The sequence below is a fragment of the Winogradskyella vidalii genome (assembly GCF_013403955.1).
Classification (GTDB): Bacteria; Bacteroidota; Bacteroidia; order Flavobacteriales; family Flavobacteriaceae; genus Winogradskyella; species Winogradskyella vidalii.
Window position 1 is genome coordinate 577,755 of the sequence record NZ_JABFDG010000001.1, and the last position, 25,673, is coordinate 603,427.

Sequence of the window (25,673 nt, forward strand, 5' to 3'; positions counted from 1 at the left end):
TATAGACCTGAAATATTAATTTTAAAAATGACCTACAGTTTTTTTAATAATAAAAACAAATACATATAATGCTTGTAACCAAATCCTTAATTTCTGGTGCTAAATGGACCACATTTGACTCTGCGTTTAGTGCCGTAATTCAGATTATCAGAGTATTTGTTTTAACCAAACTATTAACGGCAACTGATTTTGGTCTCATGGCTTTGGTGCTTATCGTTACTGGATTTAGTCAGTTATTTGTGGATTTTGGGATTAGTAGTGCTATCATTTATAAGGCTAAAAATACAGATAGAGAGCTGTCTACATTATATTGGCTCAATGTTATATTAGGGGCTTCGACGTGTTTGATTCTTCTGGTCTTTAGTCAACCTATAGCGATATATATATTTAGCGACGAGAAGTTAAATATGATTCTGAAGATTATCTCTTTTACTTTTTTGTTTAATGGGTTCGCTATTCAATACAAAGCGTTGTTAACAAAAAAATTAATGTTTAAAAACCTAGCTAAAATAAATATAATAACACCATTTGTAGGTTTTGTAGTCACAATAATACTTGCTTTTCAGGGTTTTGGCGTGTATTCGTTGGTGTTTGGGTATATGGTAGAGAATTTTTCTCGTGGTAGTATGTTTATTTTAAGAGGTGTAAAATTCCACAAACCTAATTGGTACTTTAATTTAAATGAGGTAAAAGCCTATCTTAATTTTGGAGGGTATCAAATGTCAGAACGAATTATTACTTATTTTAGACAACAAGGCGATAACTTATTAATAGGTGCTTTTCTAAGTACAGAAACATTAGGATTTTATAATTTAGCCAAGATTCTAGTAATGAAACCAGTTCAGTTAATTAGGAGTGTATTTAATAAAATGGCATTTCCGGTCTATAGTACTATACAAAACGATGATCAGCTAAAAACAATGGCATTGACTATTAATAAAGTAGTGTATTTAGCTATTATCCCTGTAATGTTATTGCTTATTGTGTTTCCAGATGCTGTTATATTTTATTTTTATGGCGAAAAATGGATGTCAAGCGTACCTTATTTAAGCTTAACGGCTATTCTCTTTTCTGTCCGTATATTACGAGCCACTTTTGGGCCTTTATTATTGGCAAGAGGTAAGGCTAAACAATCCTTTTATTTTAACCTTTGGTTTTCAGTTATTGTATTAATTGCGCTTTCAATAACGTTACAGTTTAATATTATCTACGCTTTGTATGCCTTAATTTTTATTGAATTATTTGTGCTTCAGGCTATGAATTTGGTATATGTGTTAAAACCGATACTGGGATTTACTATTAAGGATTATATTATTCTTGCAATGGAGAGTTTTATCCCACTAATGTGTTCTTGTTTATTGGCCTTTATACTGTATGCTAACTATAGCAATAAGGCAGATGTATTTAATAATATTTGTATTTATACCATAAGTTTAAGTTTAGGTTTAATAGTATACTATTTATTTAACAAAGAGAGTATTAAATTTGTTATGGGAAAGTTTAAAGGTTTAAAAGGTGATAAAAAAAATAATAATGAATAAAATATCGAAAATAAAATATAATTTTTCAATATCACCGTTAGGTGTAAAGACTCTATTCTATTTGTATCGTTTAAAAGTGATTTTGTTTAAAATAGTAAATTTTGGTAATAGTAAAGTAATTCCAATTAGATCAAAAGATCAAACTAATATTCCTATAATATTTTTTATAGTTGGCTCTGGAAGATCAGGAAATACGTTATTACGTGCCATTTTAAATTCTAATAACAATATTGTTATTCCTCCTGAACTATATTCGTTCCGACAAATCATAGTTACGACCTTAAAAAATAGACATTTGTCATGGGAACAATTGTGCATGTTAGTCGTTGATTTATTTTTTAGTACACCTGATATAGATGTTTGGAAAATTAACAAATCGGAATTACTCCAAGACTTACATCTTTATGATAAAGACTCACAAACAGCATCAAATTTAATACTAGCATTTCATGAATATTATGTTAAGAAGCATGCAAATAATAACAATATCATTATTGGAGATAAAACACCACTAAACGCTTATAGTGTGTGGTGGATAACAGAACTTTTTCCACAAGCAAAATTTATACATATGCATAGAGACGGAAGGGATGTGGCATTATCATATGTTAAATCTGGTCTTTATAATTCATATGTTAAAGCGGCTTATAGATGGAATAGAAGTGTATCACACGTTTTGAAATTTGAGAGAAAATTGGGTTCAACCTCAAAAATAGTTAAGTGTAGTTATGAGAACTTAGTGCTTCAACCTAAACTTATGGTTCAGAAACTATGTGTTTTTTTACAAGTTGAATTTTCTGAAGAAATGCTTACTTCTCATCAAAAGCAATATGCATCCATGGGGGATACGACAAAATTTTCTCATCATGATAATGTGCAGAAGTCTGTTTTTACCTCATCTATTGGTAAGTGGAATAAAATGGAAGAAGATGATATAAAATTGATTACTCCTATTTTAAATGAAAATTTGAAGGCATTAAAATATATAAATTATTAAGTTTTAATTAAGATGAGTAATTCGTTAGAAACAAATGAGTCGATTATAATTGAAAGGCATAGCAATAGTGAAGTTATTATTGTAGCTTTTGGTGGTATCCAAAATAATATTGGAATGCCCATTTTTGAATTCTTTAATATAATGAAGGACAAGCCTTATACGAAGGTGTTTGTCAAAGATAATCAACAATCTTGGTATCATAAAGGTATTGAAGGTTCTGACGATATAAATACTACCGTGATTTTATTAAAAAAAATTTTAACATCATTAGATTATTTAAATAAAAAAGTAGTTTTTGTTGGAAATTCAGCAGGTGGTTATGCTGCTATTGTTTTTGGAGTTTTACTTGAAGCTGATAAGGTGCTTGCATTTGCGCCTCAAACATTCCTTGGGAAGTGGAAACGTTTTGTTAATAGAGAAAAACGATGGAAGAATGAATCAAATTATATGTTAAAAGGTAATACAAACCCTAATTATTTTTTGGATTTAGCATCTTTTTTTAAAAACAACTCTTTAGAAGTTGTGGATATTGAAGTCTATTATGCAATGGATAGTGTGTCGGATATGAAGCATTATAAAAATATTAAAGATTTATCAATGACTTTTCATTTGTACCCAAAAGGTGGGCATTCCCTAATAAAAGAACTAAAACTTAAAGGTATTTTGAATAATTCTTTAAATTATATATAATGCACATCCTAATAATCCCTTCGTGGTACAAAACACCTAATAATCCTATTGTAGGTACTTTTTTTGAAGAACAAGCACGCATGTTTCTAAAACGTGGACACCAGGTTGGTATTCTATTTCCGAAGCATAATTTACGTTTTAAGGATGCTATAAGGTTAGAAAAAATTAAAACCCCTGATAGTTATTTAGATGAAGGTATTCCAACGGTATATGCATTCTCTCAATCTTTTATTCCTAAAGTAGTGGCACCCACAAAGATAGATGTTTTTCAGTGTTGTGCTGTGGCTTACAAGAAGTATAAAATTTATGTAGAGCGATATGGTAAACCAGACGTTATTCATGCACATTCGATGCTATGGGGGGGGGTAGTTGGAAGTTATATTTCAAAAAAGGAAAGTATTCCTCTATATTTTACAAAACATGCTACAGGATGGATACTCGATAAAAAAAGATTGACTTCAAATACTTATAAGGATCTTCTAGCTAAAACAATAAATCAAAGTAAAAAAACCTTTGTGGTTAGCTCGTTTTATAAAAATGAATTACTCGAACACTATGAGGTTGATAAGCATAAAATGAGTGTTATTCATAATATAGTGAGTTCACTTTTTTTTGCAACGCCTCAAACTATACAGAAATCAAAACCGATTAAGTTAATAGTTATCGCTTATTTGATTGAGCGTAAAAATCATCTAACTCTTTTTAAGGCAATTAAGCTTTTGAAAAACGAAGGAGTGTCAATAGTTTTAACAGTCATTGGTAGTGGGCCATATATGGGGGTGTTAAAAGATTTTGTTAAAGAGGAGGAGTTGGTGGATAACATACAATTTTTAGGTTTGCTTGATAGACATAATATAGTAGATGAAATTAAAAAATCACATATTGTAGTTTCTTCCAGTATTTTTGAAACTTTTGGTGTTAATATTATTGAAGGTTTGGCTTGTGGACGTCCATGTGTTGTCTTAGATTCAGGGGGCCCGAGAGATATTGTGAGGAAAAATGACGGCATACTATTTAAGGATAATACTCCTATAGCGTTTGCTAAGGCGATAAAAACAGTAATTGATAATTACAATAGTTATGATCAAATGGAGATAATTAATTCATGTAGAAAACGTTTTGGAGAAGATCAAATCTACCAAGAGTTATTGACAAAATATGAGATGAATGCTACAATTTAGAATAATTTCGTTGGAATTATATGAAAACTTTCCTTTCAGTGTATATTCATTCGTATTTGAAAGGATTTTAATATTAATTGAGAACTTGTTAATGTCTTTATGTTGAACGTAAATACTTATATTTAGCAATTTAAATCTTGATATTATAAGAGATGGTAGCCGTACATTATTGTTATAAAAAAAAATAAATAATGTGAAAAATTTTAATAAAAAAGATATGATGGATTTCTCCATAATTATTCCAAGTTTTAATAAGGCTGATTTTATTTCAGAAACTATAACCTCTGTTCTTAATCAAAGTTATCCTCATTGGGAATTAGTTATTGTAGATGATGGTTCAACAGATAATTCTATTCAAATCATTGAGGATTACTGTAATATAGATCAGAGAATACACTTATATCAAAGGGGAAAATTACCTAAAGGAGGTTCTGTCTGTAGAAACTTAGGGCTAAAAAAAGCTAAAGGAAAGTTTGTGTTGTTTTTAGATGCTGACGATTTGTTAGAAGTAACCTGCCTAGAACATCGGTTATTGAAAATTCAAGAAAATAATACGAGTAACCTTTGGGTATTCCCTATCGGTACATTTTACAAAAGTATTGGAGATAGTAAATCTGTTTGGAGTCCTAAAGGAACTAACTTTTTAATTCGATTTTTAAAACATGATTTACCATGGCACACCATGTCGGTGATATGGCACATAGATTTTATTAAAAATTTAAAAGGTTTTGATATTGATTACCCTAGGTTACAAGATGTAGAATTACATACAAGAGCCTTACTACATCCTAGTGTAAAACTAAAAACATTCCCAGAAGTTAAAAGTGATGCGTTTTATAGGATTGATGATAAGAGAACCAATCAAAATGTAGTGCAGCAGTTAGATAGGCAGAAATTAGGTGTTTTTATGTATATGGAACGAATTTCAATATTACTAAAAAGCAAAAAAAATCAGTGTGCCATAAAGAAAACGTTGTTTTCTTTTATGACCATGGTTAATTATAGATGCTTAGTAGAGAATAAATTGAAGGAATTTCATATAGATTTAAATACCAAAATTATTGATTTTATGAAGAACCATAGTAGATTCAATACTGTTGACATTATATATATACGAGCATATACTTTTTTTTACAAGTTAGGCTTTTGGAAAATAAAAGGTTATAATTTTTTAATGAAACTATTTTTTTAATAATCACTAGAATGAAAATAAATGCAATTTATCAAATTTCTGAGTATCCGTTAATTTGGGCGAGTACTGGATCAAAAAATTGGGAAACTTTAATTAATAATACGGATAAAGAAGCTTATCTGTTAGTTCACCCAATGTGGGAGTTTAGTTGGACTAGTTTAAAATTATATTATAGTGAGAAAATTTCTTTGAAAAAAAGAAACATAACTTTAATTCTTTTACATAATTCTAAAAGTGAATTTCGTTTTGCTAGATTTTTTCAATTTAAATCTTATTTAATAAATCAAAATATTCATTGCTGTGAACATTTTTTTAAGATTGATAACTCTGTTCCTAAAAAATATGATGCAATATATACAGCAGCAGCTAAAAAGTATAAACGTCTTGAATTAGCTTCAAGAATAAGTAATCTCTTTGTATTGACTTATTTTTGGCCAGATATTAGAAATGAGAAAGGCGAGTGGGACTTACACTCTTATGAACCAAAGCTTAGACATGCTGATTTTAATAAGTTTAGAATAGGTAGTGAGGAGATATGTAAAAAAATTAATGAAAGTAGATGTGGTCTAGCCTTATCAAAAAAAGAGGGTGCGATGTGGGCCACGATGGAATATCTTTTTTGTGGGATTCCTATTGTTTCAACACAATCTACAGGTGGTCGTGATTTTTTCTTTAGAGATAATAATAGTATTATTACTTCAGATCGAGCTACTGAAGTTGCTAAAGGTGTTCAGGAAATTATTCAAAGAAATATCGACCCCAATGAGATTAGAGAAAACACATTACAGTTGATAGAACCTTATAGATTAAAATATTTGAATCTTGTTTTAGAATTAATTAAAGGTCAAGGGGGAGAAGTTCCAAATAAAGAGGATATGTATTTTCGAATTTGGGGGAATGAAAAAGGTATTCTAAACCTTAGAATTCTATAGCAAAGTTATGGGGGTAACTAAAATAGCATTATTAACGTCTGGTATTTTTCCATTTCAAATAGGAGGTATTCAAAAGCACTCCTATTATTTGGCGAAACATTATGCTAGACATAAAATAACGGTAGATATTTATACTTGTGCTATTAGCAACAAAGCTATACTAAAAGAGTTTTTTAGTGCTGATGAATTAGCGTATTTAAATTTTATTGAAATAGAATTTCCGCTGACAAAAAAAATACCAGGGCATTATATTTACGCCTCTTATTTATTCTCTAAAGCCTTTTATAAAGCGGTTTCAAAAAACAACTATGATGTAATTTATGCTCAGGGTTTTACATCATGGTATTTTCTTAGAAAAGAGGCGTTTCAATCAAATTTGGTTTCTAATTTACATGGTTTAGAGATGTTTCAAACCTCAATAAATTTAAAAAATAAATTAGAGCAATTTTTATTGAAAATTCCAGCTAAAGAAATCATAAAAAAATCGAGATATAATATATCTTTAGGGGGGAAGCTTACGTCAATTTTATATACGCATGGTGCTTCTAAAAATTCGGTTATAGAACTGCCAAATGCAATAGATAAATCTTGGCTTATAGAGGAAAGTGAAATTTTACAATCAGAAAATAAAGCGTTACATCTATTATTTGTGGGTAGATATGAACGTAGAAAAGGTATTGAAGAATTTACAGATGTTATAAAACGAACAATTGATAAAGTTAATTATAAGGTTACTTTTATTGGGCCAATACCAGAGCATCAGCAAATTAGTCATCCAAGAGTGACCTATAGAGGACTAGTTAAGGAGACCGATCTTATAAAACAAGAGTTTTTAAATGCGGATATTTTAGTCTGTCCTAGTTATTCTGAAGGTATGCCAACCGTTATTTTAGAGGCGATGGCTTCTGGTTGTGCCATTATAGCTACAGATGTGGGCGCAGTTAATACGATGGTAAATAATCAAAATGGTTGGTTAATTAAAGGAGATATTGTATCAGGTTTAGAAAAGGCTATCAATGGAGCACTTCAAATGGATATAGCTACCTTGAATCATAAAAAGCGAGAATCTTTAAATCGTGTAAAATTAAATTTCACCTGGGAACATGTGGTGAATAATACCCTTTCAGCTATCATTAAAATTAAAAACAACTAGTGCTTCAATTAATAGCCAGTATAAAAACTTATAAATTTACCTTGCTTTGGCTTTTTATTGTCATTTTAGGAGGTATAGGTGGGGGCTTTATCGGCGCAGCAGTACTTATCCTTCCATTATTATTTCTTGGTAATAAGGTTTTAAAAGTAGAAACCCTATTTACATTATTTATCTTTACTTTTTTTTTAGGCGATAACTTTAAAGGGCTTTTAAGTTTTGCTCCCAATTTACGTTTTGTAATTTTAGGTATAGGGCTTGTCATTCTTATTAAGTTTCAACTGCTTAAAGCAAATGAAGCTAAATATATTTTACCGTTTAGTATTGTAGCTACATTGATAACTTTCGCTTTATCTCCTATGGGAGTCGAAGCTGTATTGCGTGGTGTTAGCTATTTTTTAGTAGCCTTAGTTGTTTTTAAATTGGTACAGTTATTAGTAGAACATAATGCACAGCGTTTTTATAATCTAATTATAACCGTTTTGTCCGTGTATTTTTTCTTAACAGTAGTGGTCTTTTTTGTTCCCTTTTTAGGCGAAACCTATATTAAAGGGCGTTTTATGGGGTTAATGGCAAATCCTAATGGCTTGGCAATGATTTCTTTATTTTCTTATGCTATTATATATGTCATAAAGCGATTAAATCAATCGTCCTTTAGTCCGCTTTTTTTTAGAGGCTTTAAAATTCTATTGATTGGATTAATTATTTTAACAGGGTCACGCTCAGCCTTATTTAGTTTGTTAGCTTTTGAATTAATTATTCGACTTTTAAAATATAAATTTTTGTTGGCGGTGGTACTTTTGTTGGTGACTTATGTGTACGGTGTAAGTGCCACTTTAAGTCCACAGTCTGTAGTTGAATCTTTGGGTCTGTCTTCGTATTTAAGAGTAGAATCCTTAGAGGATGCTAGTGGGAGAACCGAAGTTTGGGTTGTCGCCGTGGAAGAAATAAAAAAACAACCTTGGTTAGGTAAAGGGATGTTGTATGATAATTATTTTATTAACTATTATGGCGAACGTTTTATTGGAGAAAATAGAGCACGCCATTGGGGAGGGATTTGGAATTCCTATTTAAGTTTGTTGCTCAATGTTGGGATTATTGGTATGTTAGCCTTTGCCTTTTTTTGGTATAAAATGTTTGTGCATAGCCAGATGAAAGTGATACGTTTAGCGTTTTTAATATTGTGTTTGTTTTCTGCGATTTCTGAATCTTGGATGGCAGCGTCCATGAATGCCTTTATGCCCTTAGTGCTTTTATGCTGGGGCTTACAAATCTATACCCCTAAACCTAATACGGAAGTTTTATGAATATATTAGTACTCTATACCCGTTTAACAGGCTATTGGATAGCTTGTATGCGAAAAGATGTGGCGCTAAACAACAATACGTATTTGGTGTACCGTACAGCGCCAAGCCCAGATGCACCATTTCAACTTAAAAGTGAACCAGGTATTACACTTTGCGATTATACTGAGGCAACATTTACGACGATGCAAGCTGAAATAAATACTTTTCAACCTAACTTAATTTATTGTGCAGGTTGGGTGAATAAAAACTATTTAAAAATTGCTAAAACGTATAAAGCTAAAGGTATTCCGGTAATTACAGGGATGGATAATCAATGGCTAGGAACGCTGAAACAACATATAGCTAGTATTTTTAGTCAGTTTTTAGTGCGTCAGTATTTTACACATATATGGGTGGCAGGTAAACCACAGTATTATTATGCCCGTAAATTAGGTTTTCAACCCCAGCAAATTTTAACAGGTTTATATTGCGCCGATGAAGCTATTTTTAACAGCGTAAAGCAAACAGAACACCAGGCTCAATTAGTTTTTGTGGGACGTATTGTAGCGCATAAAGGGGTTCAGGTGTTGTTTGAAGTGGTAGATGCCTTATTAAAGTCTAAAACCTTTGATTTCAAATTACATGTGGTAGGCAGTGGTCCTTTAGAACATTTAATTCCTAACCATCCTAATGTACAACATACGCCTTTTGTAGACCCAGAAGAAATTCCGAATTTGTTAACCAATGCAGGGACGTTTATACTACCCAGTTATTATGAAGCTTGGGGCGTAGTCGTACATGAAGCTGCTTTAGCAGGGTTACCAATTATAGCGACGCAACAATGTGGTGCTGCCACAGAATTGTTAATTGATGGGTTTAACGGTTATAAATATGAAGCTAATGATAAGGAAGCACTTTCCAAAATCATAAAAAAGATGATGACACAAAATAAAGAGGACTACTTTAAAATGGCTGAAAATAGTAAAAGTTTAGCATCGACTATTAATTTAACCCGTTGGACTGCTCTTATTAATTCAGTCTCTTTGAATAAATAAATTTGTTGCTATGCAACAAGTGTTTAAAAGAATAAATACTTAAAAGAAAAGTATTAATACATTGTTTGGTTTCTTTTTGCTTTTAAAATAATAGATTCTATACAATCTAATTATTAATTGAATTATATGAAATTTTATAAATATGACTGATAAAAAAATAGCTTTCATACCAGTGATAACATTGCTAAGAGGTTTGGCTGCGTTAATGGTATGTTTATATCATTTTGTTTGTAAAACTACGGGGTACGTGGATGATGAATTTATTTTAAGTATCTTTCATTTTGGAGGATTAGGTGTGCCTATGTTTTTTGTAATTTCAGGAATAGTATTGCCTTTGGCTATGATAAATGGTAATTATAAAACATCATCATGGAAGAGTTTTTTGTTAAAAAGAATTATTAGAATTGAACCCCCCTATATATTCGCAGTTGTGTTAGCTATTGTATATATGTATTTACGTTCATTTATACCAAATACAGTAAGTGTTAATATGATACCTAGTTTACAAAATATCTTATTGCATATTGGGTATTTGATTCCTTTTTTTGAAAATGAAGAATGGTTGAATGGTGCTTTTTGGACATTAGCAATTGAATTTCAATATTATTTATTGTTAATTGTTATTTTTCCTTTGATGGTGCATAAAAAATATTTTTATCGAATATTATTCTATGTAATATTATTGTTACCTGGTTTTTTTATAGATAAAGTAAATTTTTTCACACATTATGCAAGTCTTTTTTTAATTGGTATTTTGTTTATTTTGAGAAAAGCAAACAAAATACCTAAGGTTGAATATGTAATAATGTCAATTATTTCAATGGCTGTTATTTATTACCTATTGGGGTTTGAAATTTTATTAGTAGTGTTTTTTACACTATTAATAATAAAATATTTCCCTAATTTTAAACAAAAACAATTTCTTTTTTTAGGAACAATTTCTTATTCTCTTTATTTAATTCATGGACTTACAGGTTCGGCTCTAATCAATATTCTTTCTCATCATTTTAAAGAGCCTTATCAAAAATTTATAGTAATTCTTCTAGGGTTTATTTTCAGTGTTATAATGGCTTATTTCATGTATTTATTAGTTGAAAAGCCTTCGCAAAAAAAAGCATCATTAATTAATTACAATGAGAAGTTAAAAAAGCAATTAGATAACTAATATGAAAAAGAAAGTATTAATTTGTATCGATTGGTTTTTGCCGGCTTATAAAGCTGGTGGGCCAATACAATCTATTGCTAATTTAGTAAATCATACTAAAAATGATTTTGATTACCACATCGCTACTTCTAATGCCGATTTGTATGAATCTTTAGATTTACCAGAGACGTCGTTAAATATCTGGATGACTAAAGCAGACTATAAAATTATTTATCTCAATCCAGAACATCAAAATCGTAGTTTTTATAAGAAAATATTCTTAGCCGAAAATTTTGAAGTGGTGTATTTTAACTCACTATTCTCTAAAAACTTCACCTTATTGCCGCTTTTAGTCTTTAGAAATATGCCCATACGGAAAGTATTAGCACCTAGAGGGATGTTAGGACAAGGGGCTTTAGCGATAAAACCTCTAAAGAAAAAATTGTTTTTAAAGGTGTTTAATATGTTTAATTTTCATAAAAAAGTAATTTGGCATGCCACAGCTGAGAGTGAGGCTCTTGAGGTACATAAACATTTTGGTAAGCAAGTTAAGGTATTGTTAGCACCCAATTTGTCTGCAAAAACAAAAGAAAAAACATTTTCAAAGCCTAAAGCTATAAATTCGGTCAATTTATTCTTTTTATCACGTATTGCAGTTAAAAAGAATTTGTTGACAGCCCTCAGTTATTTAGCTGAGGTAGATAAGAAGTACCATGTTAATTTTACGATTATAGGCCCTATAGATGAACCCGATTACTGGGCTAATTGTCAATCTAAAATAGCACAATTACCAAAGCATATTAAGGTGAGCTATGTAGGTGCTATTCCTCATTTTAAATTAGATGAAATTTTGAATACGAAACACGTATTATTATTACCGACGCAACATGAGAATTTCGGACATGTGATTATGGAGGCTTGGCAGAGCGCTTGCCCTGTAATTATATCCGATCAAACACCATGGCGTTCACTTTTAAATCAATATTTAGGATTTGATATTCCACTATCAAAAAAGGACGAATTTATTAAAGCCATTGAGAAATTTGCAGCAATGGATACTAATGAATTTCAATCGTGGTCAGAAGCGACCGTTAAATTTGCGAAAGCATTTACTGAAAATCCAAAGCTCATAGAACAAAATAAAGCCTTATTTTTGAACACAATAAATAATTAGTAAAATGAAAAGAATTTTAATCACCGGTGGTGCTGGTTTTGTAGGATCACACTTATGTGAACGCTTATTAAATGAAGGAAATGAAATTATTTGCTTAGATAACTATTTTACAGGTAGTAAAAAGAATATAGAGCATTTAATGGATCATCATTATTTTGAATTGGTACGTCATGATGTTACACAACCGTTTATGATTGAAGTCGATGAAATCTATAATATGGCTTGTCCGGCATCTCCTGTTCATTACCAATATAATCCTATAAAAACGATTAAAACATCGGTTATGGGCGCTATAAATATGTTAGGATTAGCAAAACGCGTAAAAGCAAAAATTTTACAAGCCTCTACAAGTGAGGTTTATGGAGATCCTGCAGTACATCCACAACCAGAATCGTATTGGGGAAATGTAAACCCTATTGGTTTGCGCTCATGTTATGATGAAGGGAAACGTTGTGCAGAAACCTTGTTTATGGACTACCATTTACAGAATGAAGTGGATGTTAAAATCATTAGAATTTTTAATACCTACGGTCCTAATATGAACCCTAATGATGGGCGTGTCGTTTCTAATTTTATTGTACAAGCCTTAAAAGGCGAAGATATTACCATGTTCGGCGATGGAAGTCAAACCCGTTCGTTTCAGTATGTTGATGATTTAGTGGAAGGTACTATTCGTATGATGGGGAGTCGTGATGGTTTTACAGGGCCTGTAAATATTGGTAACCCTGTAGAATTTACCATGATGGAGTTAGCGAGTAAGGTGATAGAATTAACCAATTCTACATCTAAAATAATTCATATGCCATTGCCTCAAGATGATCCTTTACAACGTAAGCCTGTCATTGACTTAGCTAAAAAGGAATTAAAGGGATGGGAACCTAAAATTCATTTAGAAGAAGGTTTGGTGAAAACCATTGGCTATTTCGATAATTTACTTAAAGAAAAATAAGCCATTGAAAACGGATTTAGCAACGTATAATAATAATTGGTACCAGCCTGGTAGTCGTATTAAACTTTTATGCTGGTACGTTGTTAATATTTTATTTTTTATAAATCCATTAAACCCTTCGTCTAGCTTAAAAATCCATTTATTACGATTGTTTGGTGCTAAAATAGGAGCAGGAGTGGTTATAAAACCTGGCGTAAATATTAAGTATCCTTGGTTTCTAACGATAGGAAATAATTGCTGGATTGGAGAATCGGTGTGGATCGATAATTTAGATAAGGTGAGCTTAGAGGATAACGTTTGTATTTCGCAAGGTGCTTTATTATTATGCGGCAATCACAATTATAAAAAACCAAGTTTCGATTTAATGGTGGCGCCAATCTGTCTTAAAGAAGGCAGTTGGGTGGGGGCAAAGTCGAGTGTGGCTCCAGGGGTTACACTTCAAAGCCATGCCGTCTTAAGTATGGGGTCTGTAGCAACATCAAGTTTAGAAGCTTATGGTATCTATAGCGGGAATCCTGCAGTAAAAGTTAAAGAAAGAATATTTAAAATGTCTTAAATGAAAGTGTCTATAATAACAGCCGTTTACAATAGCTCAAAAACTATTGAGGCTTGTATGGATTCTGTGCTGAATCAAACTTATGAGGATATAGAGTATATCATTGTCGATGGAGGTTCTAATACGGAGACTTTAGATTTGTTGAATGCTGCGGCTAAAAAACATCAGAATATTACGTTAAGCTCAGAACCCGATAAAGGGATTTATGATGCTTTAAATAAAGGGGTGGCAAAAGCAACAGGTGCTATTGTTGGGTTTGTACACTCAGATGATTTCTTAGCTGATCATACTATAATAGCAGCTGTTGTTGAAGCGTTCAAGACCCAAAATGCTGATGGTGTATATGGAGATTTGCATTATGTAGCTTTAGAAAACACCGATAAAATCATCCGTAATTGGGTGAGTAACCCTTTCAGTTCTAAGTTGCTTAAACAAGGTTGGATGCCTGCTCACCCTACTTTATATTTAAAAAAAGAGGTGTATAATACCTATGGAGGGTTTGATTTAAGTTTTAAAATTGCTGCCGATTACGATTTTATTTTACGAATTTTTAAACAGAAAGATTTAAACTTTTACTATTTGCCAAAAACTATTGTTAAAATGCGTGTGGGTGGTGCAAGTAATAAAAGTTTAAAAAACATACTTCAAAAGTCTAAAGAAGATTACCGTGCCATAAAAAATAATAAAACAGGGAATTGGTTAACGATTTTGCAAAAAAATGTAAGTAAACTCAAACAGTTTAAAGCCTAGTTATAAATGCTTGTATTTCATGTGAATTAAAATGCAAGAGTTTGAATTATTTAACAGATATTTGCCTTCAATTAAGTAGAACTATCAATAATGGTAAAAGAATTACTAGAAAATTTTAATCCGCAAGACTATGTCGTTTGGCTTTTTATTTTGGCTGTATGTATCTCATTTTTAGTGTCAAGCCTCAGTTATCCTGCGATTATTAATGTCGCAAAATCTAAAAATTTAATGGATACACCAGGTGGTAGAAGTAGCCACTCGGTGAGTGTACCTAATCTCGGCGGAATAGGAATGTTTCTCAGTATTGTAGTGACTATTACTTTAATAGGAGCGGTATTAGATACCAAGATTTTATTGTTGATTTTAGGTGGTATTACCTTTTTGTTTTTTTTAGGTTTAAAAGATGATATCCTTATTTTATCACCGCGTAAAAAGTTCACAGGCCAACTACTAGCGGTATTATTACTCATAGTATTTACAGATACACGAATTATAGGCTTTTCAGATATTTTAGGAATTACCTTAATGCCCTATTGGTTATCTGTAATTTTTACACTTTTTGTATATGTACTCATCATAAATGCTTTTAATTTAATCGATGGTATTGATGGTCTGGCAGGAAGCTTAGCCTTAATGGCGATAGTGGCTTTTGCCTTTGTGTTTTTTAGATATCAAGATATTTCAATGGTGGTCTTAGCTGCTGCAGTTATAGGGGCATTGTTACCATTTTTATATTTGAATTTTTCGAGGAGTAAAAAGATGTTTATGGGCGATACGGGTTCTATGATTTTAGGGTTTTTAATTGCGGTGTTTGCCATACGCTTTATCAATAATTCTGAATTAACACCAAATGCCATCTATCATAATTCGTCACCTGTTTTGGTACTAGCATTTTTATTCTTCCCCTTATTAGATACCTTACGTATTTTCTTTATTCGATTATTTATTTTAAAAACAAGTCCATTCGCTGCAGATAAAAATCACTTGCACCATCGCTTTTTAAGTTTAGGGTTTTCACACTGGCAAACCACAGCAATTATTGTTATTATAAATAGTGTACTAGTGGTCATCACATTTTTAATCAGACATCTAGATATTAATTTACAAATGATTATATTATTGGTTGCGGGGACGATATTATACTCTTTATATTTTATTTATAATTGGATAAAAAAATTAAATAAAAATTAAATTTTGCCGTTTCGTATAGGCTGGTAGTAACGCCATTACTTTGTGTATTCTTTAATAGCACTTATATTTGGCTTTTTATAAAAAATTATGATGTTCCGAAATCTATTGTTTGTTTGCTTATTAATTGTGGTCTGTTCTTGTGCTTCCAAAAAAGATATTTTATATATGCAAGATGCGGAGCAGTATGATAACAAAGAGATTACTTATGCTAACGCGCCTATTTTACCCAATGATGTATTACGTATTAATGTGAATGCTTTAATTCCTGAATCAACGATTCCTTATAATAAAGTGTCGAGCAACACAGGAAATGCTAACATAGATGTCATGCAATTAGACGGGTATTTAGTTTCCGAAAACTTAACCATTAACTTCCCTGTGCTAGGACTGTTGTCGGTAGCAGAAATGACCACTCAAGAATTTGCAATGTTTCTTAAAAATAAATTAGAGTCCGAAGGGCATTTAAAGAACCCGTCTGTTGATGTGCGTCTTGTTAATGCTAAGATTACAGTTTTAGGAGAAGTAAATCAACCCGGGACGTTTAATTTTACAGAACAAAATATTACACTGTTACAAGCCCTAGGTTATGCGGGTGATTTAACCATAAACGGTAAACGTGAAGATGTACTAATCATGAGAGATGATAACGGTATTCGTAAAATCACTCATATCGATTTAACGGCGTCCGACTGGTTAGAAGGTGATTTTTATTATCTAAAACCTAATGACATGATTGTGGTGAACCAAAATGGGCCTAAAGTAAAAAGTGCTGGTTTTGTAGGTAATGTTGGGACCTTTTTATCCGTGTTTTCTATTATATTAACGACAGTGGTTTTAATTACGAAATAATATGAGTCAATTACAAGACAGCTTTTACCAAAAACCAAGTGACCAAGGCGAAGCTATAAAAGTGGAGATTCGTAAGTACTTAAGTTATTGGTATTGGTTTGCATTAGGTTTAATTTTGGCAATGATTGGTGCTTTTATTTATTTAAGATATACCCCTAAAGTCTATAAGTCTAATGCTAAGATTAAAATTTTAAATAAAACAAAAGGTTTAGAACTACCTTCTGCGGCATTTGTGTTTAACCGGTCTAATATCAACCTTGAAAATGAGATAGAGATTATTAAATCCTATCGCATTATGGAGGATGTGGTGGATAAACTCGATTTAACGACACGATTTTATGAAGAAGGCAATGTAGTGACAACTGAAATAGGGGAACTCCCCTTTAACCTGCTTAAAACGGTTAGTAATGATAGTATTTATAGCAATTCATCGTATAGAATAGTGGTTAAGCCGAAGGCTTTTGAAATCACGCCTTCAAATTCAAATGAAGTTCTAGTAGTTCCTAATTTTGACACGACTAAAATAAACCACAACCTGCCATTTGAGTTAAGTAAGTCTGAACATATAGACATGAATAAAAATGTAGATAAGGTTTATATCGTACAATTAACCCCTTTAACAGCTATAGCTAGAGGACTAAAAAGTGCTGTTGAAGTTAATATTTTAGGACAGACGAGTGATTTGTTAGAGTTGAATTATACCAGCCAAAGTAAATTAAAAAATGAACGTATACTTAATACCTTAATCGAAGTTTTTAATCAAGATGGTATTAATGACCGCCAAGACATATCGAGCCGTACTATCGATTTTATTGATGAACGTTTTGACTTGTTAGCTAATGAATTAGATTCTATTGAATCGGGAATAAAAGATTACAAGCAAAAAAATGATATCATTACTATTGAGACAGATGCAGAACTAGGGATCACTCAACGAACCCTCTCCGAACAGGAATTATTTGAATTAGAAAAGCAGACTATGCTTTCGGATTTGCTAAATGAAACATTACGAGAAACCAATACAACTTCAGATTTATTACCTGCCAATATCGGGCTCTCTAGTACCAGTATCAATGGTTTAGTAGATAATTTTAATACTTTGGTATTACAACGTGATAATTTAATTACTAGTGCCGGTGAAAATAATCCTAATGTAGTCCTGCTAAATGCACAATTAGAGGATCTAAAAGCTAATATATTTGCGTCTATTGAATCATACACAAAGCAGTTGGAAGCGTCCAAAGCTCAATTAGTACGTAAGAACCAAAAATTTGCATCAAAAGTGTATAGCTTACCAGCCAAAGAGAAAGTGATCACCGATATTACAAGACAGCGGGAAATTAAACAAAGTTTATATTTGTTCTTGCTTCAAAAAAGAGAAGAAGCAGCTATAAATTTAGCGATTACAGAGCCATCTATAAAAGTCGTAGAGTTTGCAATCTCTCAAGGAAGTCCAATTTTTCCTAATACTAAAAGTACGTATTTAGTAGCTATGTTAGGCGGTTTAATTATACCTTTTGGTATACTATACCTTTTATTTCTTTTAGACACTAAAATCAAAGGAAGAGAAGATTTAACACTTGTAAATCCTAAGACGCCTATTGTAGGCGAAATTCCTAGAATTAAATCAGGGAAACATATTTTTAATGATCCAGATGATCGATCCGTACAAGCCGAAGCATTCCGAATTCTAAGTTCTAATGTAAATTATATCATCCCAGTAAAAGAAGGGGATGCCGCAAAAATTATCTATAGTACATCCACCATTAAAGGCGAAGGTAAAACCTATGTGAGTCTCAACTTATCTTTAGCGCTTTCTAGTATTAATAAAAAGGTATTATTAATTGGTGCCGATTTAAGAAATCCACAGATTCACACCCATATTAATGCTGATAAAAATGCACCAGGTTTAACAACTTATTTACATGATGCTAACTTTAACTGGGAAGATGCCATAATAAAAGGCTTTGAAAAACACCCTAATCACGATACTATTTTATCAGGAAGTATACCGCCTAATCCAGCACATTTATTAACCAATGGGCGTTTTAAAAAGTTAATTGAAGAAGCAAAACTTAAATACGATTACATTATTGTAGATACAGCGCCAACTATTTTAGTCACCGATACCATGCTTATTTCTCAGTTAGCCGATGTTACTATTTATTTGGCACGTGCTAACTATACAGAAAAGAAACTATTAAATTATTCTAAGGATTTATTTGAGTCAGGTAAGCTCAATAATGTAGCCTATGTACTTAATGATGTCGATACTAAGAAATCCTATGGATATGGTTATAACTACGGATACAACTATGGCTATGGAGACGATAAAGGCTAATTAACAGAATAATAGTTAGTGATTCGTTAGTAAAACTATTAGTTTTTCTAACGTTAATAAATAACAATAACAACTAATTAGCAGTTAGAAAATAACCACACAGTTTAGATATAAACGATAAAATCACCTTTTTAAACACACTTAAAAGGAGCTAATAAATTTTTGTTTTAATCTGATTTGCTTCTCAGTTAATAATATTAGTTTTCTAACTTCTAACTTCTAACTTCTAACTTCTAACTTCTAACTTTCTATTTTTCGTAACGTGATAATTGTCATGCTTTTTATAAGTTAATTACGGTATTTTTAGTTACGAATTATAAAATTAGGTGTCATGGAAAAAGGGGTATCAATATCAACAGTAATGTCAACTAATATCATAGCACTTAATAGGGCTGATGATTTAGAACGAGCAGAATTATTATTTAAAAGACATAAAATAAGACATATTCCTGTAGTCAATGAAGGGGTTGTTATCGGGATGTTGAGTTATACGGATTTGTTGCGAATTAGCTTTGCAGATGCTGTAGATGAAACCGAAACGGAAATTGAATCTTTGGTTTATAATATGTTTACTATTGATCAAGTGATGGTTAAAAATGTAGTAACTATCACTTCAAATAGTACCATAAAAGAGGTTGCTGAAATCTTAGCTAAAAATGAATTTCATGCCTTACCTGTAGTAGATAATGGCCGTTTGGTGGGCATTGTAACCACTACCGATTTAATCAACTATTTGTTGAAGCAATTGTAAAACTAAGATGCTTTAAAAAGTTAAGAAAAGAGTCAGTTTGTGAGCAGTCTAAAACCTTTTGTAAAGTGATTTTTTAATGCTATCTATGTCAATAATATGATAACCTTACATAATACCTATAGAGTAGAGAATGGCTATTAGCGTTAATTAGACCCCCTATTCAAAATAGCATATGGATTGTGGCAGTGTATAGATTATGTATTGATGGTGTATGGATAGTGTATGAATAAAGTATGAAAGCTGTAGGCGTTAAAGTTAAGACAATGCTAACTGCTGATGCCTAAGGTGTCAAACGCTAATAACAACACCTGACCTTAACAGTCGCAGCGTGATACAAATATACTCAAGTGCTTAAAGTACGATAGCTATGGTGTGAAAACTCTCTCTTTTCAACCGCTTTTATAGTGGGAAAAAACCTTTTAGATTAAAAAGAAATTAAGTTTTAAGTAATTTGTAAGTGGTAATATAAAACCACTGCATAGCTTTCACTAGACACTAGACACTAGACACTAGACACTAGACACTAGACACTAGACACTAGACACTAGACACTAGACACTAGCCCCCTTAGTTATTAGCCAAATCCTTCAAAGTTTTGATAGTCGCTGTTGGGTCGTCACTTTTAAACACGTGACTTCCAGCAACAAAAGTATCTGCGCCAGCTTCAACTAATTTTTTAATGTTTTTATCAGTAACACCACCATCTATTTCAATACGTGTCTCTAAGCCTTGCTCATCAATCATTTTGCGAAGATTTTTGACACGCTTATAGGTGATATCCTCAAACTTTTGACCTCCAAAGCCAGGGTTAATGGACATTAATAAAATCATATAGCATTCAGGAAGAATGTCTTCTAAAACGGTGAGTGGTGTAGTGATATTAAGAACAATACCAGCTTTACAGCCTGCATCTTTAATTTGTCTTAAGGTTCTATGTAAATGCACAGTAGACTCATAATGCACAGTAATGATATCAGCGCCAACCTTTGCAAATTCTTCAATATACCGTTCTGGCTGTTCAATCATTAAATGAACATCTAATGGCTTAGTAGCATGTTTTTTAATTGCTGCTATTACTGGCATACCATAAGATATATTAGGTACAAAGTGTCCGTCCATAACATCTATATGAAACCAGTCCGCATCACTATTGTTAACTAGTTCTGTGTCGCGTTGAAGATTGCCAAAATCGGCAGCAAGCATTGAAGGGGCAATTAATTTAGAAGCCATTGATAGGGTTGTGTTTTATTTTTTGTAAAGGTAATTAAATTAAGAAATTTTTTAGTCAAAGTCATGTAAAGGTTTTTTACTCTTTAATCACAATGCAGAGTTTTACTAGATAACCTTACTTTAGTATGACTATAATGGATTAAAAAAAGTGAACCCACGGTAATCAGCCGTGGGTTCTTTCATCAATCAAAAAACGAACAGTTATGTTTGTAACTGTTGTTACCTTAATTTGGTTAGTCGATAAGACGACTCAGTACTTACATTTTAAATAGATAAGCTGAGCGTAGTCAAAATTAACCCAAATAAGTTTTTAATATTTTACTTCTAGACGTGTGTTTTAAACGTCTAATGGCTTTTTCTTTAATTTGTCTTACACGTTCACGAGTTAAATCGAAAGTCTCACCAATTTCTTCAAGTGTCATTGGATGTTGGTTTCCTAATCCAAAATACAAACGAATAACATCTGCTTCACGAGGTGTTAAGGTTTCTAGCGCACGTTCAATCTCCGTACGTAAAGATTCATGTAATAAATCTTTATCTGGATTTGGAGATTCTCCACTTCGTAATACATCGTATAAGTTAGAATCTTCACCTTCAACTAGAGGAGCATCCATACTAACGTGACGCCCCGAATTTTTCATAGACTCCTTAACATCGTTAATCGTCATGTCTAATTCTTTCGCGATTTCTTCCGCAGAAGGTGGACGCTCATGGCTTTGCTCTAAAAATGCAAAAGTCTTGTTGATTTTATTAATTGAGCCAATCTTATTTAACGGTAAACGTACAATACGAGATTGTTCTGCTAAGGCTTGTAAGATAGACTGTCTAATCCACCATACGGCATAGGAAATAAATTTAAAACCACGTGTTTCATCAAAACGTTGTGCAGCTTTAATTAAACCTAAATTACCTTCATTAATTAAATCTGGTAATGTTAAACCCTGATTTTGGTATTGCTTAGCTACAGAAACAACAAAACGTAAATTAGCTTTTGTTAACTTCTCTAAAGCGACTTGGTCACCAGCTTTAATACGTTGAGCTAATTCTACCTCCTCGTCAGCGGTAATAAGATCTACCTTACCAATTTCTTGTAAATATTTGTCTAACGACGCAGTTTCCCTGTTGGTTACCTGCTTGGTAATTTTAAGTTGTCTCATTTAATTTTAAGATTTGTGCAATTAATTACAACAACGTGTTGCTTTTATTATACGTACAAAAGCCACAAAATGTTACACAATAATAATAAAATTTTTAAATTTTCAGTAGTTTAACGGTATCTAGATTAATTGCGTCAATGGTTTCATTAGTAAATTTGTAATGACCACGTGTGGTAATTAACCGAAAACGATAGGATTTTATTTGGCTTAAAGTGTTTAAAAAAAGCCATTTAGATTTTAGTAATCTAGGTTTTTGTGACTTCAAACTTAAATCAAAAATATGTTTTCGGCCTTCCTTCTCCGCTACAATGTCGGGGGTAACATCAATATCACTCCCTTTCTTATGATACGATTTTGGAGAATCGTATCCTTCAATATCTGCCTTGATATTTGAATATCCTAAATTTTCGAGATACGAAATGGACAGATTTAGCTCTACTACGTATTTCTCTTTGTCTTGTGTTATCATAACCAATATTATAGCGATTTTTATTGTAAAATCCAAATTTTATTAATGTAAACTAATTAAATAGAGTCTATTAGTAATAATTTAATGTGATTTTAACACTATATATTAGTGGGGCATTATTAACTGAAACGACTTAGACACGCACCTGTCCATCACCATAAACATAATATTTATTGGTTACCAACTGATTTAGGCCTAAAGGCCCACGATGGTGTAATTTGTCTGTACTAATAGCTAACTCTGCTCCAACACCCATTTGACCACCGTCAGTGAATCGGGTAGAGGCATTATGATAAACCGCAGCACAATCTACATTATGCATAAAAGTCATAGCTTCATCATTAGTTTCTGTAATAATAGCTGCCGAATGTTTACCTGAATAGGTGTTAATAATCTCTATGGCTTCATTTAAAGAATCAACTTCTGCGATTAAGAGTTTTAAGGCTAAAAATTCTTCATACCATATATCTGTATTCGAAATTGTTTCTTTATTTGGTAAGATATTAGCCATTTTTTTATCGACGAGGATTTCAACCTTATGCTGTTCGAGTTTTTCCTGAAGCATTTTCACCTTGGTTTCATACTCTGGAAGATTTTTGTTGATTAATACTTTATCTAAAGCATTACATCCTGAAATCTTATGCGTTTTAGCATTGATGATAACATTTACGGCTTTACTCCAGTCCGCATGTTCTGAAACATACAAAAAGTTATTACCTCGTCCACTGATTAAAACAGCACAAGTAGCGTGTGTTTTTACAAAATTAATTAAGCGCTCGCCACCACGAGGAACGATTAAATCTAATGGTTCAGTTGGATTTTTAAGAAATTCTTGAGTCTCTTCGCGCTTTAAATGAAGGAGTCTAATCCAATCTTTTGAAAGGCCATTTTCTTCTAATGCTTGATGCCAACATTGTTCTAAAACAAGGTTGCTATTTAGAGCTTCTTTTCCACCTTTTAATAAGATTTTATTGTTGGCTTTAAATGCTAACACAGCAGCTTCAATTGTAACATCTGGTCGAGATTCATAGATGATAAGAATAGTGCCAAATGGGGCTGTAGTATTAACGATGTTCAAACCATTTTGTAATGTTCTATTCGAGATTTCTTTACCTACAGGGTCGTTTTGTTGCATTACGGCATCAACAGCAGCAATCATTTCATCTACTTTTTTGTCGTTTACAATTAAACGGTCATATAGTGCTTGGTCTTCTCTATTAAAGGCTTCCAAATCTTTTTTGTTCGCCTCAATAATAGTTTGTCTTTCATCGCCTAAAATCTTTATCATAGATTTTAGAACGTTGTTTTTTATAGCTGTATTTAATAATTTCATTTGTTGTGTTTTTTTAAGCACTAATAAATTTCGTGCCTATTTTTTTGTTGTTGATAATATCCACTATTACATTTTTACGCTTACCGTTAGCAATGTAAGTTGGGATATCTTTATTCGCTGTGCCTTTGGCTATCTTTAATTTTGAAGCCATGCCACCACGTCCTTCACCTTCTTTTTTATCGGAAGCTTGGACGTATTTTTCAACATTTTGATTCGTAATTACGGTATTTAAAATTTTTGAATCATCATCGTCGGGATGACCATCGTAGAGGCCATCGGTATCTGAAAGTATAATTAAACGGTCTGCATCAATAAGCTCGGCAATTAAGCTCGCCAACTCGTCATTGTCAGAAAACATAGACATTGTAAGTGATACGGCATCATCTTCATTAGCAATAGGAATAACGCCTTCCTCAAGTAAACCTTCGTAACAATTGATCATGTTTTCGCGGTGTTTCCCAATGTCAAAATCACGTTTAGTGGCTAGTACTTGCGCACATCGCATACCGTAGTCATTAAAGAAACTATAATAATGTCTCATCATTCTCGGTTGTCCTACGGCGGAGTACACTTGTCGTCTTATAGATTTGTCTTTAATTTTTGTTTGTCCTAAAATCTCCATTCCAGCCATTGCTGAACCAGATGATACTAGGATGACCATAATATCTTCCTCATATAATACAGCAATTTGCCGAACAAGTTCTCGTAATACGGGTCCTAAAATTCTATTGTCTTTGTTTGTTAATACGTTGGTTCCTACTTTTACGACCACACGTTTTATATTATTATCCATATGTTTAATTGTAAGTTGTAGTTGAAATCTTAAAATTTTAGTACTACAACTTTAGTTTTAATTTGAATTATTGTTTTGAATTGCATTCTTCAACACAAATTCATCAGACTTAAAAAAATAATGATTAATCCTCTTCTCCTAATTCTACAGCACGATCAAAAGCAGCATAAGCAGCATCTTGAATCAATTGCTTAACATTATTATCTTCCATAGAATCTATGGCAGCTTGAGTTGTTCCACCTTTAGAAGCCACTTTATCTATCCAAGATTTTGGAGAAATGTTATTTTGATTAAAGAGCTCAATAGCACCTTCAAACGTACTGCTAACTAAAATTTTAGAATCGTATTCTGAAAAGCCCATTTTTAAAGCGGCTTCAAGCATAGATTGCATAAAGTAAAATACATATGCCGGACCACTACCAGAAATTCCTGTTGAGGCATCGATAAAGTTTTCAGTATTAACATGTATCGAAGTTCCTGTAGTGTCTAATAGGTTTCTAACCATAATAAGTTCTACTTTAGAAACGGTTTTAGATTCGGTGTAAGAGGTAACGCCTTTACCAACCTGTGCTGGTAAGTTAGGCATGGTTCTTATAACTTTGTTGGCACCAAGCTTTTGTTGAATGGTGTCAATAGTAACGCCAGCCATTAACGATACAAATATCTGGCTGTCGTTTAGCATTGGTTTCATTTTTTCAAACAAATCATCACTATGATAAGGTTTTACAGCAATAAAAACAATGTCTGCTTTTGGTAGACAATCGTCTAAATTGTCAAAAACATTAAATCGTGAGTCTTCTCTTAGAGTCTTAATTTTTTTTGGATCGGTATCATATATTCTGAGTTTGTGTTTACTGAGTAGTGGCGATGCTGCCATACCTTCAGAATAAGTTAAACCCATGTTGCCTGCTCCAATTACTAATACTTTCATTTTTATATTGAATTATTTTCAACTTAATACC

General features: G+C 32.1%; 24 protein-coding genes. 18 read left to right on the forward strand and 6 right to left on the reverse strand.

The window, feature by feature from the left end; all coding sequences use genetic code 11:
- Window positions 1–68: 68 nt before the first annotated feature.
- From HM982_RS02230 to HM982_RS02315, 18 genes are all read left to right on the forward strand, one after another.
- The gene (locus HM982_RS02230; RefSeq protein WP_179351490.1) at window positions 69–1,541 is read left to right on the forward strand and encodes an MOP flippase family protein; all 1,473 of its coding nucleotides are present in this window, start codon (window positions 69–71) and stop codon (window positions 1,539–1,541) included.
- Window positions 1,534–2,538 carry a sulfotransferase family protein gene (locus HM982_RS02235; protein WP_179351491.1) on the forward strand — a complete coding sequence of 335 codons (1,005 nt, stop codon included), beginning with the start codon at window positions 1,534–1,536 and terminating at the stop codon, window positions 2,536–2,538. The genes HM982_RS02230 and HM982_RS02235 overlap by 8 nt, the downstream gene beginning before the upstream one ends.
- 12 nt (window positions 2,539–2,550) lie before the next feature.
- Window positions 2,551–3,228 (forward strand): hypothetical protein, encoded by a 678-nt coding sequence (locus HM982_RS02240; protein WP_179351492.1) that lies wholly within the window; start codon window positions 2,551–2,553, stop codon window positions 3,226–3,228.
- Window positions 3,228–4,409, forward strand: a complete 1,182-nt coding sequence (locus tag HM982_RS02245) for a glycosyltransferase (protein WP_179351493.1) — start codon at window positions 3,228–3,230, stop codon at window positions 4,407–4,409. Before HM982_RS02240 ends, HM982_RS02245 begins: the two co-directional genes overlap by 1 nt.
- Window positions 4,410–4,602: 193 nt before the next feature.
- Window positions 4,603–5,601, forward strand: a complete 999-nt coding sequence (locus HM982_RS02250) for a glycosyltransferase family 2 protein (protein ID WP_179351494.1) — start codon at window positions 4,603–4,605, stop codon at window positions 5,599–5,601.
- 11 nt (window positions 5,602–5,612) lie between these two features.
- Window positions 5,613–6,533 (forward strand): glycosyltransferase, encoded by a 921-nt coding sequence (locus HM982_RS02255; protein ID WP_179351495.1) that lies wholly within the window; start codon window positions 5,613–5,615, stop codon window positions 6,531–6,533.
- Between the two features lie 7 nt (window positions 6,534–6,540).
- Entirely contained in the window at window positions 6,541–7,686 is a 1,146-nt protein-coding gene (locus HM982_RS02260) for a glycosyltransferase family 4 protein (RefSeq protein ID WP_179351496.1), read from the forward strand.
- Window positions 7,686–8,990 carry an O-antigen ligase family protein gene (locus HM982_RS18640; protein ID WP_179351497.1) on the forward strand — a complete coding sequence of 435 codons (1,305 nt, stop codon included), beginning with the start codon at window positions 7,686–7,688 and terminating at the stop codon, window positions 8,988–8,990. The genes HM982_RS02260 and HM982_RS18640 overlap by 1 nt, the downstream gene beginning before the upstream one ends.
- Window positions 8,987–10,024 (forward strand): glycosyltransferase, encoded by a 1,038-nt coding sequence (locus tag HM982_RS02270; RefSeq protein WP_179351498.1) that lies wholly within the window; start codon window positions 8,987–8,989, stop codon window positions 10,022–10,024. The genes HM982_RS18640 and HM982_RS02270 overlap by 4 nt, the downstream gene beginning before the upstream one ends.
- 142 nt (window positions 10,025–10,166) lie before the next feature.
- Window positions 10,167–11,189 (forward strand): acyltransferase family protein, encoded by a 1,023-nt coding sequence (locus HM982_RS02275; RefSeq protein WP_179351499.1) that lies wholly within the window; start codon window positions 10,167–10,169, stop codon window positions 11,187–11,189.
- Between the two features lies 1 nt (window position 11,190).
- On the forward strand, window positions 11,191–12,342 hold the full coding sequence (locus HM982_RS02280; RefSeq protein ID WP_179351500.1) for a glycosyltransferase: 1,152 nt from the start codon (window positions 11,191–11,193) through the stop codon (window positions 12,340–12,342).
- Between the two features lie 4 nt (window positions 12,343–12,346).
- On the forward strand, window positions 12,347–13,291 hold the full coding sequence (locus HM982_RS02285; RefSeq protein WP_179351501.1) for a UDP-glucuronic acid decarboxylase family protein: 945 nt from the start codon (window positions 12,347–12,349) through the stop codon (window positions 13,289–13,291).
- Window positions 13,292–13,295: 4 nt separating this feature from the next.
- Entirely contained in the window at window positions 13,296–13,847 is a 552-nt protein-coding gene (locus HM982_RS02290; protein WP_179351502.1) for a WcaF family extracellular polysaccharide biosynthesis acetyltransferase, read from the forward strand.
- Entirely contained in the window at window positions 13,848–14,597 is a 750-nt protein-coding gene (locus HM982_RS02295) for a glycosyltransferase family 2 protein (RefSeq protein ID WP_179351503.1), read from the forward strand.
- Window positions 14,598–14,687: 90 nt separating this feature from the next.
- Entirely contained in the window at window positions 14,688–15,788 is a 1,101-nt protein-coding gene (locus tag HM982_RS02300) for a glycosyltransferase family 4 protein (RefSeq protein ID WP_179351504.1), read from the forward strand.
- An 87-nt stretch (window positions 15,789–15,875) separates the two neighbouring features.
- Complete coding sequence (locus tag HM982_RS02305; protein ID WP_179351505.1) at window positions 15,876–16,637, forward strand: polysaccharide biosynthesis/export family protein; 762 nt, start codon at window positions 15,876–15,878, stop codon at window positions 16,635–16,637.
- A gap of 1 nt (window position 16,638) precedes the next feature.
- Window positions 16,639–18,978, forward strand: coding sequence for a GumC family protein (locus HM982_RS02310; protein WP_179351506.1), 2,340 nt, complete (start codon window positions 16,639–16,641; stop codon window positions 18,976–18,978).
- 331 nt (window positions 18,979–19,309) lie between these two features.
- Complete coding sequence (locus tag HM982_RS02315) at window positions 19,310–19,729, forward strand: CBS domain-containing protein (RefSeq protein ID WP_179351507.1); 420 nt, start codon at window positions 19,310–19,312, stop codon at window positions 19,727–19,729.
- Window positions 19,730–20,296: 567 nt separating this feature from the next.
- On the opposite strand, the gene rpe is transcribed toward HM982_RS02315, so the two are convergent.
- From rpe to proC, 6 genes are all read right to left on the reverse strand, one after another.
- Window positions 20,297–20,959 carry a ribulose-phosphate 3-epimerase gene (gene rpe, locus HM982_RS02320; RefSeq protein WP_179351508.1) on the reverse strand — a complete coding sequence of 221 codons (663 nt, stop codon included), beginning with the start codon at window positions 20,957–20,959 and terminating at the stop codon, window positions 20,297–20,299.
- A gap of 293 nt (window positions 20,960–21,252) precedes the next feature.
- Complete coding sequence (locus HM982_RS02325) at window positions 21,253–22,116, reverse strand: sigma-70 family RNA polymerase sigma factor (protein WP_040247666.1); 864 nt, start codon at window positions 22,114–22,116, stop codon at window positions 21,253–21,255.
- A gap of 94 nt (window positions 22,117–22,210) precedes the next feature.
- Complete coding sequence (locus HM982_RS02330) at window positions 22,211–22,585, reverse strand: hypothetical protein (RefSeq protein WP_179351509.1); 375 nt, start codon at window positions 22,583–22,585, stop codon at window positions 22,211–22,213.
- 133 nt (window positions 22,586–22,718) lie between these two features.
- On the reverse strand, window positions 22,719–23,918 hold the full coding sequence (locus tag HM982_RS02335; protein ID WP_179351510.1) for a glutamate-5-semialdehyde dehydrogenase: 1,200 nt from the start codon (window positions 23,916–23,918) through the stop codon (window positions 22,719–22,721).
- A 13-nt stretch (window positions 23,919–23,931) separates the two neighbouring features.
- Window positions 23,932–24,711, reverse strand: coding sequence for a glutamate 5-kinase (gene proB, locus HM982_RS02340; protein WP_179351511.1), 780 nt, complete (start codon window positions 24,709–24,711; stop codon window positions 23,932–23,934).
- Between the two features lie 124 nt (window positions 24,712–24,835).
- Window positions 24,836–25,642, reverse strand: coding sequence for a pyrroline-5-carboxylate reductase (proC, locus tag HM982_RS02345; RefSeq protein ID WP_179351512.1), 807 nt, complete (start codon window positions 25,640–25,642; stop codon window positions 24,836–24,838).
- Window positions 25,643–25,673 lie beyond the last annotated feature (31 nt).

Bases quoted from the DNA above. Each gene is read 5' to 3' on its own strand.
- HM982_RS02230 (WP_179351490.1), top strand. From the start codon at position 69: ATGCTTGTAACCAAATCCTTAATTTCTGGTGCTAAATGGACCACATTT.
- HM982_RS02235 (WP_179351491.1), top strand. From the start codon at position 1,534: ATGAATAAAATATCGAAAATAAAATATAATTTTTCAATATCACCGTTA.
- HM982_RS02240 (WP_179351492.1), top strand. From the start codon at position 2,551: ATGAGTAATTCGTTAGAAACAAATGAGTCGATTATAATTGAAAGGCAT.
- HM982_RS02245 (WP_179351493.1), top strand. From the start codon at position 3,228: ATGCACATCCTAATAATCCCTTCGTGGTACAAAACACCTAATAATCCT.
- HM982_RS02255 (WP_179351495.1), top strand. From the start codon at position 5,613: ATGAAAATAAATGCAATTTATCAAATTTCTGAGTATCCGTTAATTTGG.
- HM982_RS02260 (WP_179351496.1), top strand. From the start codon at position 6,541: ATGGGGGTAACTAAAATAGCATTATTAACGTCTGGTATTTTTCCATTT.
- HM982_RS02270 (WP_179351498.1), top strand. From the start codon at position 8,987: ATGAATATATTAGTACTCTATACCCGTTTAACAGGCTATTGGATAGCT.
- HM982_RS02275 (WP_179351499.1), top strand. From the start codon at position 10,167: ATGACTGATAAAAAAATAGCTTTCATACCAGTGATAACATTGCTAAGA.
- HM982_RS02280 (WP_179351500.1), top strand. From the start codon at position 11,191: ATGAAAAAGAAAGTATTAATTTGTATCGATTGGTTTTTGCCGGCTTAT.
- HM982_RS02285 (WP_179351501.1), top strand. From the start codon at position 12,347: ATGAAAAGAATTTTAATCACCGGTGGTGCTGGTTTTGTAGGATCACAC.
- HM982_RS02295 (WP_179351503.1), top strand. From the start codon at position 13,848: ATGAAAGTGTCTATAATAACAGCCGTTTACAATAGCTCAAAAACTATT.
- HM982_RS02300 (WP_179351504.1), top strand. From the start codon at position 14,688: ATGGTAAAAGAATTACTAGAAAATTTTAATCCGCAAGACTATGTCGTT.
- HM982_RS02305 (WP_179351505.1), top strand. From the start codon at position 15,876: ATGATGTTCCGAAATCTATTGTTTGTTTGCTTATTAATTGTGGTCTGT.
- HM982_RS02310 (WP_179351506.1), top strand. From the start codon at position 16,639: ATGAGTCAATTACAAGACAGCTTTTACCAAAAACCAAGTGACCAAGGC.
- HM982_RS02315 (WP_179351507.1), top strand. From the start codon at position 19,310: ATGGAAAAAGGGGTATCAATATCAACAGTAATGTCAACTAATATCATA.
- rpe (WP_179351508.1), bottom strand. From the start codon at position 20,959: ATGGCTTCTAAATTAATTGCCCCTTCAATGCTTGCTGCCGATTTTGGC.
- HM982_RS02325 (WP_040247666.1), bottom strand. From the start codon at position 22,116: ATGAGACAACTTAAAATTACCAAGCAGGTAACCAACAGGGAAACTGCG.
- HM982_RS02330 (WP_179351509.1), bottom strand. From the start codon at position 22,585: ATGATAACACAAGACAAAGAGAAATACGTAGTAGAGCTAAATCTGTCC.
- HM982_RS02335 (WP_179351510.1), bottom strand. From the start codon at position 23,918: ATGAAATTATTAAATACAGCTATAAAAAACAACGTTCTAAAATCTATG.
- proB (WP_179351511.1), bottom strand. From the start codon at position 24,711: ATGGATAATAATATAAAACGTGTGGTCGTAAAAGTAGGAACCAACGTA.
- proC (WP_179351512.1), bottom strand. From the start codon at position 25,642: ATGAAAGTATTAGTAATTGGAGCAGGCAACATGGGTTTAACTTATTCT.